12 protein-coding genes are annotated in these 15,721 nt (G+C 68.0%); 9 read left to right on the top strand and 3 right to left on the bottom strand.

The features are described 5' to 3' along the window. Positions 1–49: 49 nt before the first annotated feature. Positions 50–2,350 carry an NADP-dependent malic enzyme gene (locus BMX32_RS16815; protein WP_089980961.1) on the bottom strand — a complete coding sequence of 767 codons (2,301 nt, stop codon included), beginning with the start codon at positions 2,348–2,350 and terminating at the stop codon, positions 50–52. Between the two features lie 226 nt (positions 2,351–2,576). Between BMX32_RS16815 and BMX32_RS16810 the strand changes: the two genes are divergently transcribed. Both BMX32_RS16810 and BMX32_RS16805 read left to right on the top strand, forming a co-directional pair. Beyond that, positions 2,577–4,451: a reprolysin-like metallopeptidase gene (locus BMX32_RS16810; protein WP_170843720.1), complete on the top strand. Its 1,875-nt coding sequence runs from the start codon at positions 2,577–2,579 to the stop codon at positions 4,449–4,451. Positions 4,452–4,549: 98 nt separating this feature from the next. Then, on the top strand, positions 4,550–6,538 hold the full coding sequence (locus BMX32_RS16805; protein ID WP_170843719.1) for a reprolysin-like metallopeptidase: 1,989 nt from the start codon (positions 4,550–4,552) through the stop codon (positions 6,536–6,538). Positions 6,539–6,547: 9 nt separating this feature from the next. Here the strand turns inward: BMX32_RS16805 and BMX32_RS16800 are convergent, their stop codons facing one another. Both BMX32_RS16800 and BMX32_RS16795 read right to left on the bottom strand, forming a co-directional pair. Then, on the bottom strand, positions 6,548–7,828 hold the full coding sequence (locus BMX32_RS16800) for a flavohemoglobin expression-modulating QEGLA motif protein (protein WP_089980958.1): 1,281 nt from the start codon (positions 7,826–7,828) through the stop codon (positions 6,548–6,550). A gap of 31 nt (positions 7,829–7,859) precedes the next feature. Beyond that, on the bottom strand, positions 7,860–8,606 hold the full coding sequence (locus tag BMX32_RS16795; protein WP_089980957.1) for an FAD-binding oxidoreductase: 747 nt from the start codon (positions 8,604–8,606) through the stop codon (positions 7,860–7,862). Positions 8,607–8,688: 82 nt separating this feature from the next. Between BMX32_RS16795 and BMX32_RS16790 the strand changes: the two genes are divergently transcribed. The 7 genes from BMX32_RS16790 to BMX32_RS16760 all read left to right on the top strand — a co-directional run bounded on the left by BMX32_RS16790 (position 8,689) and on the right by BMX32_RS16760 (position 15,694). Next, positions 8,689–9,621, top strand: a complete 933-nt coding sequence (locus tag BMX32_RS16790; protein WP_089980956.1) for an ABC transporter ATP-binding protein — start codon at positions 8,689–8,691, stop codon at positions 9,619–9,621. After that, the gene (locus BMX32_RS16785) at positions 9,618–10,391 is read left to right on the top strand and encodes an ABC transporter permease (protein WP_089980955.1); all 774 of its coding nucleotides are present in this window, start codon (positions 9,618–9,620) and stop codon (positions 10,389–10,391) included. The genes BMX32_RS16790 and BMX32_RS16785 overlap by 4 nt, the downstream gene beginning before the upstream one ends. Before the next feature lie 4 nt (positions 10,392–10,395). Next, a complete protein-coding gene (locus BMX32_RS16780) occupies positions 10,396–11,115 on the top strand; it encodes a pseudouridine synthase (protein WP_089980954.1) in 720 nt (239 codons plus the stop codon). A gap of 142 nt (positions 11,116–11,257) precedes the next feature. Then, positions 11,258–12,526 (top strand): hypothetical protein, encoded by a 1,269-nt coding sequence (locus BMX32_RS16775; protein ID WP_089980953.1) that lies wholly within the window; start codon positions 11,258–11,260, stop codon positions 12,524–12,526. Beyond that, positions 12,523–13,488: a hypothetical protein gene (locus tag BMX32_RS16770; protein ID WP_089980952.1), complete on the top strand. Its 966-nt coding sequence runs from the start codon at positions 12,523–12,525 to the stop codon at positions 13,486–13,488. Before BMX32_RS16775 ends, BMX32_RS16770 begins: the two co-directional genes overlap by 4 nt. After that, the gene (locus tag BMX32_RS16765; protein ID WP_089980951.1) at positions 13,488–14,627 is read left to right on the top strand and encodes a hypothetical protein; all 1,140 of its coding nucleotides are present in this window, start codon (positions 13,488–13,490) and stop codon (positions 14,625–14,627) included. The genes BMX32_RS16770 and BMX32_RS16765 overlap by 1 nt, the downstream gene beginning before the upstream one ends. Before the next feature lie 2 nt (positions 14,628–14,629). Then, the gene (locus BMX32_RS16760; RefSeq protein WP_089980950.1) at positions 14,630–15,694 is read left to right on the top strand and encodes a hypothetical protein; all 1,065 of its coding nucleotides are present in this window, start codon (positions 14,630–14,632) and stop codon (positions 15,692–15,694) included. The last annotated feature ends 27 nt before the right edge of the window (positions 15,695–15,721 follow it).

Raw genomic sequence — 15,721 nt, 5'->3', positions numbered from 1 at the left:
GGTCGCGCCTTGGTGGGAGCCAGGCCGCTGGCGGTGACCGTGCCGCGACTCAGTCGGTGACGACCGTGCGGGGCTTGCCGGCGCGGATCTGCGCCTCGACGCACGCGACCGAGGTCATATTGACCACACGGCGCACGGTGGCCTGCGGCGTCAGGATGTGGGCCGGCTTGGCCACGCCCATCAGGATCGGGCCGATGACCACGCCGTCGCAGAGCACGCGAACCATGTTGTAGGCCGTATTGGCCGCATCCAGGTTCGGGAACACGAACACGTTGGCCTTACCCTCGAGCCGCGAGTTCGGGAAGATCCGCTCGCGCAATTCGGGGGTCAGGGCCACGTCGGCCTGCATTTCGCCTTCGACCTCGAGCTTGGGCACGCGCTCGCGGATGAGCTTCAGCGCCTCGCGCATCTTCCGGGAATTGCGCGTCTCGCGGCTGCCGAAGTTGGAATTCGACAGCAGGGCGATCTTCGGCTGGATGCCGAACAGCTTCAGGCGGATGGACGCCTGGAGCGTCGCTTCGGCGATCTGCTCGGCCGTCGGGTCTTCCTGCACGTAGGTGTCGAGGAAGAAGAACGTGCCCTTTTCCGTGGCGACCGCCGCCATGGCGGAGGCCTCGGCGATGCCCTCGTCCAGTCCGATGATGTCGCAGATGTAGTCGAGCTTGCTCTGGTAGGTACCCACCAGGCCGCAGATCATCGCGTCGGCTTCGCCGCGTTCGACCATCAGCGCCGCGATCACCGTCGGGCGCGAGCGCACCACGGCCTTGGCCGACGCCGGGGTGACGCCGCGGCGTTCCATGATCGAGTGATAGAGGCGCCAGTAGTCTTCGAATCGCGGATCCGAGTGGATGTTGCACATCTCGAAGTCGATGCCGGGCTTCAGGCGCAGGCCGGCACGCACGATGCGCTTTTCGATGACGTCGGGACGACCGACGAGGATCGGGCGCGCGAGACCCTCGTCGACCACGGTCTGCACCGCGCGCAGCACGGTCTCTTCTTCGCCCTCGGCGTAGACGACGCGCTTGGGATCGGCCTTCGCACGATCGAACACCGGCTTCATCAGCAGGCCCGTGCGGAAGACGAAGCTGGTGAGTTTCTCGATGTAGGCCGGGAAATCCTCGATGGGGCGTTCGGCGACGCCCGAGTCCATGGCCGCCTTCGCGATGGCGGGCGGCAGCTGGATCAGCAGGCGCGGATCGAACGGCTGCGGAATGAGGTACTCGGCGCCGAAGCTCGGCGGCTTACCGCCGTAGGCGCGCGCGCTGACGTCCGACGACTCGCGACGTGCGAGCTCGGCGATCGCGTTCACGCAGGCGACCTTCATCGCCTCGTTGATCACCGACGCGCCGACGTCGAGCGCGCCGCGGAACAGGTAGGGGAAGCAGAGGGCGTTGTTGACCTGGTTCGGGTAGTCCGAGCGGCCCGTCGCCATGATGCAGTCGGGACGCACGGCCTTGGCGTCCTCCGGCAGGATCTCCGGATTCGGATTCGCCAGCGCGAAGATGATCGGACGCTCGGCCATCGTGGCGACCATCTCGGGCTTCAGGATGCCGCCGGCGGACAACCCCAGGAAGATGTCGGCGCCCTCGACGATCTCGGCGAGCGTCCGCTTGTCCGTCTCGCGCGCGTAGCGCTGCTTGTCCGGATCGAGATCGGTACGGCCGGTGTGCAGCACGCCGTCGCGATCGAATGCGAGGATGTTCTCCTTGCGCATGCCCAGCGTCACCAGCATGTCGACGCATGAGATGCCCGCGGCGCCCATGCCGGTGGTGGCGAGTTTCACGTCCTCGATCTTCTTGCCGGTGACGAGCAGCGCGTTGAGCACCGCCGCGCCGACGATGATCGCCGTGCCGTGCTGGTCGTCGTGGAACACCGGGATCTTCATGCGCTCGCGCAGCTTGCGCTCCACGATGAAGCACTCGGGTGCCTTGATGTCTTCCAGGTTGATGCCGCCGAAGGTCGGCTCGAGGCTGGCGATGATGTCGACCAGCTTGTCCGGATCGTTCTCGTTGATCTCGATGTCGAAGACGTCGATGCCCGCGAACTTCTGGAACAGCACACCCTTGCCTTCCATCACCGGCTTGCTCGCCAGCGCACCGATGTTGCCGAGGCCCAGGACGGCGGTGCCGTTCGAGATGACGGCGACGAGGTTCGAGCGCGCCGTCAGCTCGGCCGCTTCGCGCGGATCCGCGACGATCGCGTCGCACGCCGCCGCGACGCCGGGCGAGTAGGCCAGCGACAGGTCGCGCTGTGTCAGCAGCGAGGTCGTCGGCGTGACCTTGATCTTTCCCGGACGGGGAAGACGGTGGTATTCGAGAGCGGCTTGCCTCAGTTCCTCGGAAATGGCCATGGGATCCTGTGGGACGTGATAACGGGAGGGAGGGCTGGCGGGCCTTGTCGGGCCATGCGCAAGCGGCCATGTTAGCACCGCGCCATGCGGGCTCCGCCTTCATCGGTGTGATGCATTGCGACATGCAGTGATATCCCCGACCACCCTGTCGATGACGTGCGCACCTGCATTTCGGCGCCGTTCGGATGCGTACGCTCGTCCGTCCGCTCGCCACGAAGGATTCGACATGCACCGATCACCACTTCTGGGGGCATGGCTCCTCGTCGTCGCCGGCGCCGCACCCGCGCACCCGGCCGGCACCCTGGCCGCGCTCACGCAGGCGCTGCGACGCCTGCCGCTGGACGATATGTCCGCCGCCGCCACCGTGGACCTTCCGACCGGCCACGGCATCGGTCGATTCACGATGCGCGATTCGGGCACCCTGCCCGCGCCTCTCGCCGCGCGCCACCCCGGCTTGCGCAGTTTTCGCGGCGAAGACGCCGATGGCCGGACCGTCCGGCTGGACCTTTCGCCCGGCGGGCTGCGCATGAGCCTGCGCGACGGTGCGCGCAACCTCGCGCTGCGGGCCGTCACCGAAACGGAATGGGCTGCGCTCCGGGCCGCCGCCACGCTTCCGGAGACGAACACGGACGCGGTCTCCGCGCGCCCATCGCCGTACCGCACGCCCGACCGGGACCGCGTGCCCACGGCCGGCACGCCGCGCGCGACGTCACGCGGCGGCGGCACGATCCGCTACGACTTCCGCCTCGCGGTCGCGACGGGAAGCCGTTACACCGCGAAAGCCGGCGGCACCGTCGACAGCGCGCTCGCCGAAGTGGCGCACCTCGTCAATCGGGCGAACGAGGTATTCGAAACCGACGTCGGCGTGCATTTCACTCTCGTGGACGACAACGATCGGCTCATCCTTACCCGATCGGCTCGCGACCCGTTCCTGCGGGGCGATCCCGTGCCGACCGCCAGCCACCTGATCGAACGCGTCATCGGCCGCGCGAACTACGACATCGGTCACGCGCTGCTCGACGACGCCGGTGGCGAGAGCGAGGTAGGCACCTCGTGCGTCGACGCGACGACGCGCCAGCCGGAGCCGGACCACAAGGCGGCCGCATGGAGTGGCGACGACGCGCCCGCCGGTTCGCCACGCGCGCTCGACTTCATGCTGCACGTGCTCGGTCGCCAGCTGGGTGCGTGGCCCACGGCAGCGGGTTGCCAGGACGATACGCTCGACGACCGCGCGGTGGAGCCCGGCAGCGGAAGCACCGCGATGGGCTACGCATCCGCCACCTGCCGCGCGGAAGCGACGTTGCAGAACCACGCGGACCGTTATTTCCACGCGGCCAGCATCGCGCAGATGCACGACTGGCTGGCGTCGCGTGGCGGCGCCTGCGCCACGCGACGACTGAGCGCGTCGCCGGCACCGTGGATCGATCCACGCCAGCTCGGCGAGGTCCCGGTCATTCCCGCACGCACGCCCTTCGCGCTGGAGGCGACGGCCACGGGGGCGCCTGGCAGACGACTGACGTACACGTGGGAGCAGATGGATGCCGCCGATCGCCGCTGGGGCGACCCCGCCAGCGGCAGCGGCATCCTGTTCCGCTCCTTTCCTCCGTCGCCGTCGGGACGTCGCGTCTTTCCGCGCATGGCGACGTTGCTCGGGCACGAACGGCCCACGGCCGGCGAACGGCTTCCCGAGACATCGCGCACGCTCGATTTTCGCCTCACCGTGCGGGATAACGGCGGCGACGACGCGATGGTCAGCCATGCCGACGCCCGCGTTCGCGTCGTCGACACGGGCCGAGCCTTCGCCCTGCTGGATTTCCCCGCCATGGCCGTCGCCGGCGAGCGCATGGCCTTGCGCTGGGACGTGGCGGACACCGATCGACCGCCGATCTCGTGTCACTTCGTGCACGTCGATCTTTCGGTCGACGGTGGGCTCGCCTGGCGACGACTGGCGGACGACGAGCCAAACGACGGCGAAGCCACCGTCGCGTTGCCCGACGACGTAGCGACCGATCAGGCCCGCCTGCGGCTTAGCTGCGACTGGCGTCCCTTTTTCGCCGTGTCCAGGTCCGACTTCACCGTATCGACTCGCGTTACGAACTGACGCGCCAAGAGGGGAATACCTACAGAAGACATCGGGTTCGTTCTGGCCTCATGACGGCACCCCGGCAACCGCCGTCAGCACGACCAGAAAGGCCGATCATGCGTACTTCCTCTCCCCTTGCCCTCGCTATCGCCGCGTGCCTCGGCACGGCCACCATGGACGCCGCCGCCGCCGACCTCTGGCGCGACGCCTCGCCCTCCGCCGCGTCGGCGACGGCGCGAGGGGCCGACACCGATCTTCCGTCGCGGCATCGCGCCGTCCTGCTCGATCGCACGCGGCTCGACGTCACGATGCGCGGCGCGTCGACGGCACCGCCCGAGAAACTGGAGCTTCCTCTGCCGGACGGCGGCAGCACGACGTTCCGCCTCGAAGATGCCGGCGTATTGCCCGACGCGCTGGCGGCGCGGTATCCCCGGCTCCAGAGCCTGAAGGGCGTGGACGCGACGGGCCGCAAGGTGCGGCTCGATATCGGGCCCGATGGCGTGCACGCCGCCGTCCGCGATGCCGGCGGCGATTGGATCGTGCGTCCCGAAAGCGCGATGCGCGCTACGGGGCGAGCTGTCCGCCACGCCGTGTTCCGGAAAGCCGACGCCACACGGCAGGCGTGGTCCGAACCCGAGCCCACCACGCTCGGGCCGATGGCCGCGCCTCCCATGTCGGCACGCGGCACGACGGCGGGCCCGGCCGTCCTCCGCACGTTCCGCATCGCCATGGGGGCGTCGTCGTCGTACACGGCTCATATGGGCGGTACCGTCGAAGACGGTCTCGCGGGCGTCGTGCGCACGGTGAATCGCATCAACGAGATCTTCGAGAACGACGTCGGTGTCCATTTCGTGCTCGCGGAGCAATCGGACCGTCTCGTCTTCACCACCGCCGGCGACGATCCCTACGAAGCCGCCGGGACGGAGTCGTCCCAGATTCTTGCGCGACATGTGGAGGTCGCGCGCGAGAAGGTCGGCGATGCGAACTTCGATGTCGGCCACGTGCTGGACGGTCGGCGCAACGCCGGCGAGGCGGGTGCGCTTGGCAATACCTGCGTTCCGTGGTCGGGCGATCCCGCCCGGCGGCATCTGTCGAAAGCCGCGGGCATGACCGGCAGCGCGCGCCCCTTCGGCGACCCTTTCCATGTCGACTTCGTGGCACACGAACTGGGCCACCAGTTCGGTGCCCACCACACGTTCAACGGCTGCTTCCGGGGCGATCCCACGTCGGCGTTCGAACCGGGCAGCGGTTCGACCATCATGGGCTATGCGGGCATCTGCGGCGCCCACAACCTGCAGAAACACTCCGACCCGTATTTCCATGCCGCGAGCATCGAGCAGATGCAGCGCTGGCTGGCGACCGTGGGCGGCGAATGCGCCGCCACGCGCGCCAACACGTCGCTCACGCCGGTGATCGACACGAACGGCTGGCGGAACCCGCTCTTCGTGCCGGCACGAACGCCGTTCACGCTTCGTGGCAGCGCATCGTTCGCCGATCCGGGCGCCCGTCTCACCTATACCTTCGAACAGATGGATCACGGCAACGAGCAACGGATCGATCAGCCTCTGGCGGACGTCGGCGTCGGCCCGCTCTTCCGCGCCCGCGCGCCCGACCCGTCCGGCGAGCAGACGTTTCCCGCGATGGCCGTGCTGCTTGGCGACGAGCCGAAGGAACTGGGCGACGTGCTGCCGAAGAGCGACCGCGACATGCGGTTTCGCCTGACCGTCCGCGACAACATGGACCATCGCTCCCACGTGGTCGGCGCCGAGCGCCACGTGCGCGTCGTCGACACGGGCGAGGCGTTCGAAATGCTGGCGCCGGTCGCCGGGGCGACGCTGAAGCGCGGGGCGCCGCGGCAGGTCCGCTGGAACGTCGCCGGCACGACGGATGCGCCTATCCGCTGCGCCAGGGTCGACATCCATCTGTCGGTGGATGGTGGCGCCTCGTTCCTCGATGCACCGCTCGCCCGGTCGGTCGCGAACAAGGGTCGGGCGACGGTGACGATTCCCGGCGACATCGAGCCAACCCGCCGCGCGCGCCTTCGCGTCCGTTGCGCCAACGGAAGCTTTTTCGCCCTCTCGGCCGACGACGTGACGATCCGCTGACGCGACGGATCAGAGGCCGAGGGAAATCTCCTCGGCCTCCACACCCGCCATGTGGATGTGATTCACGAAAAGGGAGAACGCGAGCTTGCCGGCCAGCCCGTGCACGTGTTGCATCCACGGCGGCAGATAGCGCGGCACGACGATGTCGCCGCTTTCGAAGTGCGCCTCGAGGCTGAGCACGTCGTGCAGCGCGAGCTTGCCCGCGAAGAGATTGCGCAGCAGGTCGAGCCGGCGCTGGCGGAGCGCCCAGCGGAAGAACGTATGCACGGCCAGCAGGCCACTGAGGTACACGTTGTCCTTGGCGAACGCGGAGCCGCCCGTCAGCGGCACGCCACGGAACACGCGCTGCGCCGAATGGAAACTGTCGCCCACGTTCTGGCCGCAATCGCGGAAGTAGCGGAACACCTCGACGAAGTCGGCGCCATTCAGCGCCATGTCGATCGCGAGGATGCGCAGACTGATGCGCTTGAGGCGCGAGATGTCGATGGCACCCGACATCAGTTCGGCGAACACGGCGAGACCTTCCTGCGTGGCCGTGACACGTGGCGACGTGCGCGCCAGCGAGGCCAGCACCGGCTGCTCGCGGCCGTTCAGTGCCGTCAGCGAATGCACGAACGCTTCGTGCGCCAGCAACTGATGGCGATCGTATTCCGTGAAACGCACGCCGCCGCGAAGGCGGATGCGCGTCGCGCCGGCGGCGGCCTTCGCCGTCAGTTCGGGATCGACCTCCACCACGATGGTGCCCGGATCGAAGAACGCGTCGAGGCGCTCTGCCATGTCCTGGCGAAGCACCTCCGCCGGGATGCTCCCGGTGGCGTCCTCCGTTTCCAGGTCCGCGCCGAGTTCGTCGGCGAGATCCACGAAATAACGCGCGGCGTCGAGGTTGCTGCGGTTGCTGCCGGGGATCGCGTCGCCCGGCTTGCCGTACAGGGCGATGGACGCGTGCGTGACGCCGTCGGTGCCGGCGGCGTCCAGCATGTCCGTGGCGATACGCCACGATTCGGCGGTGCGTCGCAGGTACTCCGCGATCGGGTGATCCTCGTCGGCTTCGGCCTCGATGGCCTCGAGCTCGGCGCGCGTGCCACCCAGATCGGGCGGGCGGTAGCGGATATCGGGCAGCGACAGCCTGCCGGCACCGAATTCCTCGATCAGCCGCTCTTCGACCGACGCCGGCCACGACACGGTCGGCAGGATGCGGATGGCGCGAACGGCGGCGAGCAGTCGCTGATCGAGCGCCGCGTAGCGGCGCATCTCGGCGGAAAGGGGGGACGGAGCGGCCTGGGCGTGCATGGAGGCGGATTATAGGCCCTCCGCGCCGGCCTCACCGTGAGGAAATGTACTTCTCGCGACGGATGTGCTGCACGGACAGACCGTGCTCTTTCAATGCCGAAAACGCGGCATCGACCATGTTCGGATTGCCGCACAGGTAGGCGATGTCGCCTTCGCCGCTCGGTTCCAGCTCGGCAAGCATGTCCTGCACGTAGCCAAGGCGGTCGTGGGGACGGGGATTGGGGCGTGCGCCGCGCGAAAGACACGGGTGGAAGTCGAACCCCTCGTGCTTCCGGGCGAAAACCTCGAACTCCTCGCCATAGAGCAATTCGCCTTCGTTGCGCGCGCCATAGAGCAGAACGAAGCGGCAGCCGCGACTGGCCATCAGTGCCTCGATCTGCGGCAGCATCGCCCGATACGGCGTCACGCCCGTGCCGGTGGCGATCAGGATGTAGCGACGGTTGGTATCGGCATCCATGAGGCAGAAACGGCCGTACGGGCCGCTGGCGTCCACCGTGCCACCCTGCTCGAGGTCGCCCAGGAGCCGGGTCGCGGCGCCGCCCTCGACGTAACTCACGGCGATCTCGATCCGGTCGACCGGGCCGCTGCCGTCCCCAACCGTGCCCACGGAATAGCTCCGTTTGGTGGGCTTTCCGTCGTCGTACTGGAAGTGGATCTGCAGGAACTGGCCCGGCACGAACGACAGGGGCTGGCCATCCACCCGCTCGAAGGACAGGTGCCGCACCGAGGGGGCGAGCATGAAGCTGTCGGCGAGGCGGAGCTGGAATTGTTCTGCCATGGAAAGTCTCTGTTGACGCCGGGGAACGGGGCGACCCGGCAAAGCCCGGTATAATAGGCGGCTTGTCATCCCGGCGCAGCCCATGACCACTCCCGCTTTACACGTCAACGATTTACGCAAGACCTACGGCAACGGCGTGGAGGCCCTCAAGGGCATCTCCCTGACCGTCCAGCCCGGGGATTTCTTCGCCCTGCTCGGCCCCAACGGCGCCGGCAAGTCGACCCTGATCGGCATTCTCTCGTCCCTCGTGAACGCCACGTCCGGCGACGCCGAGGTATTCGGGGTGTCGATCCACCGGAACCGCAGCGAAGCGATGCGCCTGATCGGCCTGGTGCCGCAGGAAATCAACTTCAACCAGTTCGAAAAACCTTTCGACATCTGCGTGAACCAGGCGGGCTTCTACGGCATCGGCCGCGCCGAAGCTGCCGTGCGCGCCGAGAAGTACCTGAAGGAGCTGCGCCTGTGGGACAAGGCGCACCACCAGGCCCGGATGCTCTCGGGCGGCATGAAGCGCCGCCTGATGATCGCGCGCGCCATGATGAACGAGCCGAAGCTGCTGATCCTCGACGAGCCGACCGCGGGCGTCGACATCGAGATCCGCCGCTCGATGTGGCAGTTCGTCAGCGGCATCAATGCCGCCGGCACCACGGTGATCCTCACCACGCACTACCTCGAGGAAGCCGAACAGCTCTGCCGCAACATCGCGATCATCGACCAGGGCCGCATCGTGCAGAACACGTCGATGAAGAGCCTGCTGGCCACGCTCGACGTCGAGACCTTCGTCCTCGACGTCGCCGCGCTGCCGCCGGCCATGCCCAACCTGCCCGGCGTGACGCTGCGCACGCTGGACGACCACACGATCGAAGCCGAGATGTCCCGCTCGCACGACCTCAACTCCCTGTTCGCGGCGCTGTCGGCGCATGGCGTCACCGTCACCTCCATGCGCAACAAGGCCAACCGCCTCGAGGAACTGTTCGTGCGTCTCGTCGAGCACGGCCGGGAGAACGCGGCATGAGCGCCTCGACCAACCTCGTCGCGCTGGGCACCATCGTCCGCCGCGAGATCGCGCGCATCATGCGCATCTGGACGCAGACCCTGATCCCGCCCGCGATCACGATGACGCTGTACTTCGTGATCTTCGGCAAGCTGATCGGCAGCCGCATCGGCGAGATGCACGGTTTCACCTACATGCAGTACATCGTGCCGGGTCTCGTGATGATGAGCATCATCACGAACAGCTACGGCAACATCTCCAGCTCCTTCTTCGGCGCCAAGTTCGGCCGGTTCGTGGAGGAAATGCTGGTGTCGCCGATGCCCAACTGGGTGATCCTGCTCGGATACGTCACGGGCGCGGTCACGCGCGGCGTGATCGTCGGTGCGCTCGTGCTCGTGATCGCGCTCTTTTTCACCGACCTCCATGTCGCCCATCCCGTCACGACGTTCCTGTCCGTGGTGCTGGGCGCCACCGTGTTCTCGCTGGCGGGCTTCGTGAATGCCGTGTTCGCGAAGAAGTTCGACGACATCGCCCTGGTGCCGACCTTCGTGCTCACGCCCCTGACCTACCTCGGCGGCGTGTTCTATTCGGTCGACCTGCTCGGCGAGCCGTGGCGCAGCATTTCGCTCGTGAATCCGATCCTGTACATGGTCAACGCCTTCCGTTTCGGCGTGCTCGGTGTCAGCGACGTGCCCATCGTCACGGCGTTCGTCGTGATGATCGTGTTCGTCGTCGGTCTCTCGGCCGTGGCCCTGCGCCTGCTCAGTCGCGGCGTGGGCCTGCGCTCGTAAGTCCATGCGCGTCAACAAGTACATCAGCGAAGCGGGTCTCTGCTCCCGTCGCGAGGCCGACGAACTCCTCGTCGCCGGCCGCGTCACGATCAACGACGAGGTCGTCGGCATGGGCGCCAAGGCGCTCGACGGCGATGTGGTCAGGGTCGACGGCGAGGTCGTCGTCGCGCGCACGCTGGTCGCCAGCCCGGTCAAGAGCCGCGGCGTCTACATCGCGCTGAACAAGCCGGTCGGCATCACCTGCACGACCGACACGACCGTCGACGGCAACATCGTCGATTTCGTCGATCATCCGCAGCGCATCTTCCCCATCGGACGCCTCGACAAGGATTCGGAAGGCCTGATCCTGCTGACCAGCAACGGCGACATCGTCAACGAAATCCTCCGCGCGGAGAACCACCACGAGAAGGAATACCTCGTGGCGGTGAACAAGGCCGTGACCGACGAATTCGTCAGGGGCATGTCGCGCGGCGTGCGTATCCACGGACAGATGACGCAGCCCTGCAAGGTGCGCCGTATCGCGAAGTTCGGTTTCGCCATCACGCTCACGCAGGGCCTCAACCGGCAGATCCGGTTGATGGCGGCCGAGTTCGGCTACCGCGTCACGCAGCTGCGCCGCGTGCGCATCATCAACGTCAAGCTCGGCCATCTCAAGGTGGGCCAGTGGCGCAACCTGACCGAAGCCGAACTGAAGGGCCTTCTGCCCGACAGGACGCGCTGGTAGGCCGACAGAGGCGTCTCACCCAAGGTATGGGTGAGGCAGACGGGATCGCTGCGCTTCGGCTGACATAAGCTGCCGGGCGCGTGCCCGAAAATGATCGCCGCCGATCCCCACGGCGTACCCGATCATCAAGGACACCCCCGACATGAAGTCGTATCTCCGGCTGGCGCTCATCGCCAGTCTCCTGCCGTCGTGCGTCTACGCGCACCGCGCCTCGCCTGATGGCGTGTCGCCGCCTTCGCCGGGCGCCGACGCCGCCCATGGCGCGCAACCGCCCTACGCCGATGCCCACCGCGAGCTCATGGCGTTCCTTTTCCGCTACGAGAAGGAGGCGACGCGGCCTTCTCCCCTGGTGCATGGCACGACGCGCACGTTCCTGGCCGAATTCCTCGAGAATCCCGCCTCGCATTACAGCGAACTGAAGGCGTATCCCGCCATCACCAATGCGCGCTGGTGGCCGGGTTACGCCGAACGGGTCGCCAGCGGTTACCACCATCGCAACCAGGCGGCACTCGCCATGCTGCAGAGGCAGCTGGGGCTGACCAAGGCGCACCCCGGCCGCGACGTCCGTGAACCGGGCGCCGAAGACACCCTCAATTACCGGACACGCGGCGCGGCGGCGAACGCCATAAAGGCCGGCGTGGATCCCGATATCTTTCTGAAAGCGTGGGACATGAACGGGGTCTACCCGTCGGTCGCCGCCGGTTATGCCGTCGCGTTGCAGATCGTGCGCGATCGCTCCGCCAGCGCTCCCGTCTCGCAGCATGGCAGGCAGGCACTGAAGCCCGAGGTCGTCACCCGCTATCTGTCGACCCGCAGTCCGGAACGACTCGAGGAACAGGATCTCCGGTACCTGACGCAAGTGTTGCGAGCCGCGCTGCATTCGCCGCCGGATCCCGACAGGCGACATCGTCGCCGGCACCTCCCGGCGGCCTTCCGCGTGGCCCGCGTCGCCGCCGCCTACCAGGATGCCGCAGGCTACGTGTCGAACGCGATCTGCGTGCGCGATCGAAAGGCGCCGGGCATGCCGGACGGCGTCGACGCCACCATCGATCATCGGCCGCTTTGCTTCACCGATGCGACCGACCGCGCGGTGCACGCATGGTATCGCCGACAACTGCGTCGCGAGCTGAGCGCGGCGTACCTTCACAGGGACCACCATAACGGCTTCGCCGAGCTGGTGCATTGGGCCGGCGCCGTCATGGTCGCGCTCGACGTGGGCGCCTTCGTCGAAGTGGTCGAAGCCGCCGTCGCCGACGAGGCGATCGCTTCGGCCGACCTGCTCGACGAGAGCGCCGCGTCGCTCGCGTTTCCGGATATGGCGCTGGACGCCAACGACGAAGCACTCGTCGCGGATTCACTCGCCAACGCCTCGCGCAACCGCCGCGCCCTCCACTGCAGGATTTCCCCATGAAGCGTCCCGGAAAGGGTTTCTTTCTCTCGGCGCTGATGTCGCTGGCGCTCGCTCTCCCCTGCCAGGCGTTCGCCGGCATCGACGTGGAGGACGGCTACGGCGACATCATGCAGTCGCTGCTCCAGAGCGATGCCGACATGTTCGCGGACGCCATCCAGGCGCGCCTCAAGGCAGGCAGCTATCCCTACGTCAGGGGTGCCAGGCTGAGAAGCCTGCGCGCCGCGACGCGCGGCGCCACCATCGCGCGCTTCGAGTATCGCTACGCGAAGAACGGGGTCGAGGCGGTGCGCGTCTACCACGCGCGCAGCGGCCATTCGATCGACCGGATGCTCGGCAAGTTCAATCGCGAAGGTACCTCGTCGTCGGAAAGCGCGGAGACGACGCCGGTCGCGGAAGACGCCGATATCCGGACGGATTTCAGCGAGCGGATCTATTACCCCGCGGATACGGCCAGCAACATCCGCGTCGCCAAACTGCCACCGAAGCCGGACTCGAAGATCGACGCGGTACATACGGGCGAGGTCACGTCGTCCGGCGAGCCGAGGATCATTCACGGCGTCGACGCGGAACTCAAGATTCTGCGTCGGATCGAGTACGACATCGAGGACGGCATCGTGCCGCGCGGCGGAGAGATCACCGGCCATGTCAGCCAGGCGGTCTGTCCCTCCTGTTCGCAGGCGCTCGACGCCTTCACCCAGAAGTTCGACGTCCACGGAAAGGTCTATCAGCTCAACACCGCGAAGGCGATCGGTGGTCCGGCACCCAGCGCGGAACGACTCGCGAGCAACCGGTCGTCGCAGGCTCTGGCCGAGAGCCGGAAGGCTGCGGTCGGCCGCCAGATCGACCCGGACGGGGCCTCGCCGTCCATCCGCTCGTGGAGCGAGGACGCGTCCTACATGGCGCGACTCGAGGCCGAGGAAGCGGTCGAGGGCACGGCGAGCGCCGCGGGGTGCGACCCCTGATGGACACGCGTTTCCCGAACCGGACGACGTCGGTCGGGCGACGGGCGATCGTGGTGGCGCTGGTGGCGATCTCCGCCGCCGACGCCACCACGATCACGCGTCCCGACGTGTTACCCGCATTGCACGCGAGCCGAGTCGCCAGGCTCGGTGTGGCGGACGTGCTCGAGGTGGACGGTGCATCGCTCGCACGCGAGATGCTGATGGACCCCGCGTCGCCCTACAGCGCGTTGCGCGACCGCCCATCCTTCATGAACGACGTGGACTGGCCATCGGTGCGTGCCGATGTGCCCGGCGCGCCACTGAGCGACGACGACATGCTCGCCGTGCTGCGCTGGGACCTCGGCATGACGCGAGCCCGTCCCGGCGTCGATGTGGCGACGGGGCCCGGCTACCGCGACCCCTTCGTCGCCGCCGGCGCGCAGAAGGCCGACGTGTCACCGACGATCTTCTGGCACATGCTCGATCTGATGGGCCACCGGCGTTCGACGCAGGCCGCGTTCTACGCGGTCGCCTTGCAGATCCTGCGCACGCAGCTCGACACGCTTCCGTCCGGCCGGCAGGCGGCGCTCGGCGTCGACGCGACGGTCTACGATCGCGTCATGGCCGCGCGCCACGCGGACGACGTCGATGCGTACGACTTACGTTATCTCGCGACGCTCGTGCAGTATCGCCTCGTGCACTGGCAGGGCGGCGGGCGGACGGCGGGCGGTCTGCGCCAGCTGCCGGTCGCCTACCGCATCGCGCGCGTCGCCGCGGCCTATCGCGACACTCAAGGCTATGCCGCCGCCCCGCCCTGCCTGCGGGACGCGTCGCCATCGCCCGCCGCGGGCACCGGCACCGAGGGAGACGCGCGACCGCTCTGCTTCGCCGCGGCCACCGACCGCGCGGTGCATCGGTGGTATCTCGACGAATCGCGGCGGGAAGCGGCGTGGCTGCCGCCTCGCCCGCCATCGAACGGACTGCTCAGGCTCGCGGCGGTCGTCGGCATGGTGTTTCCCTTGCTCGAGATGGTGAGCCTGATCGAAATCGTCGACGCGGTGATCGCCGACGACCTCGTCGGTGCCGACGCCATCGCGTCGGCGGACGCGGAGGCGTTCGCCGAGCGGGCCGACCTGCTCACCTGCCACCTGCCGGAGTGATCATGCGCCATCTGATGTTTTCCCTGGTCGTCTGCAGCGCGCTCACGGCAGGCGCCACGGCTCGCGCGGGTACCGTCACCGTCGAGACGGTCATCGAGGACGACGGCAACGTCTCGGCGTTGATCGAAGCGACGAGCCAGCGCTTCGTCGACGCCATGCGTGTGCTCATCGACGAGCGCTACAAGGACGAATACCGCGCCATTCGCTGGGAGGACCTCGACACCGCGATGCGTCGGTCGAGGATCGCCCGTGTGGCGTACCGCTACACCGTGGGCACCGAGGTACGGACGCGGGTGTACCACGCCATGAGTGGCGAACCCCTCGGTGCCATGGCGTCGGCCGCCTTCGAAGGACCCACCCGGCCGAACACGCCGACCACGCCCGATAGTGGCGACGACCACTCCCCGCCGCAGAGCCCGGCCCCGCCCCCGGAGGAAGCGATCGCCCGGCGGGTGTCGATCGACGCGGGCGACGAGCGCCTCTTTTCGGGTCTCGACGAGGTGGACGTCCGCGCCCGCGCGCTGCCCTTCGACGACTCGCGACTCACGCCTTACATGCTCGACGGACGCGACGCGTCCCTGGATGCGGAGTACAAGGCCCTTCGCCAGCTCGAGACGGATATCCGCGCCGGGGTGGTGCCGGCCGGCGGGCAGGTCAGCGGCATCGTCGATGGCCCGGTCTGCGGATCCTGCCGCGGCGCGTTCCAGCAGTTTTCGGAAGCCTATGGCGCGGACGTGCGCATGACGCAGATGTTCGCCTCGGTCACGCGTGGCGACGAGGCCCGTCTGTTGCAGTCCGGACGCGCCCGCATGAAGGGCCGGCTGCTGGTCGATGTCGACACTGGCCGACCACTGCTCGCTTACGACGCCATCAACGCAAGCCGCGAGGCGCAGGTTCGGCGGGCGTTGAGCCCGCGCTCGATGAACCGATCCTTCAAGGGCGCGTCGTGGCGACAGCGATCGTTCCGCCTTTCCGCGCCGCTCCCGCGGATCTCCGAGCGGTCGCCCGACGGACGGCCGCTTCCGTCCAACCCGGATGTCGCACAGCCCACTCCCCCGGGCTGCTGACCGACGGTGCGCCGGGCGCCATGGCGT

The sequence above is a fragment of the Luteibacter sp. UNCMF331Sha3.1 genome (genome assembly GCF_900109915.1).
Lineage (GTDB): Bacteria > Pseudomonadota > Gammaproteobacteria > Xanthomonadales > Rhodanobacteraceae > Luteibacter.
The sequence above is the reverse complement of the archived record's forward strand: the minus strand, read 5'-3'. Positions and strand labels throughout refer to the sequence as shown.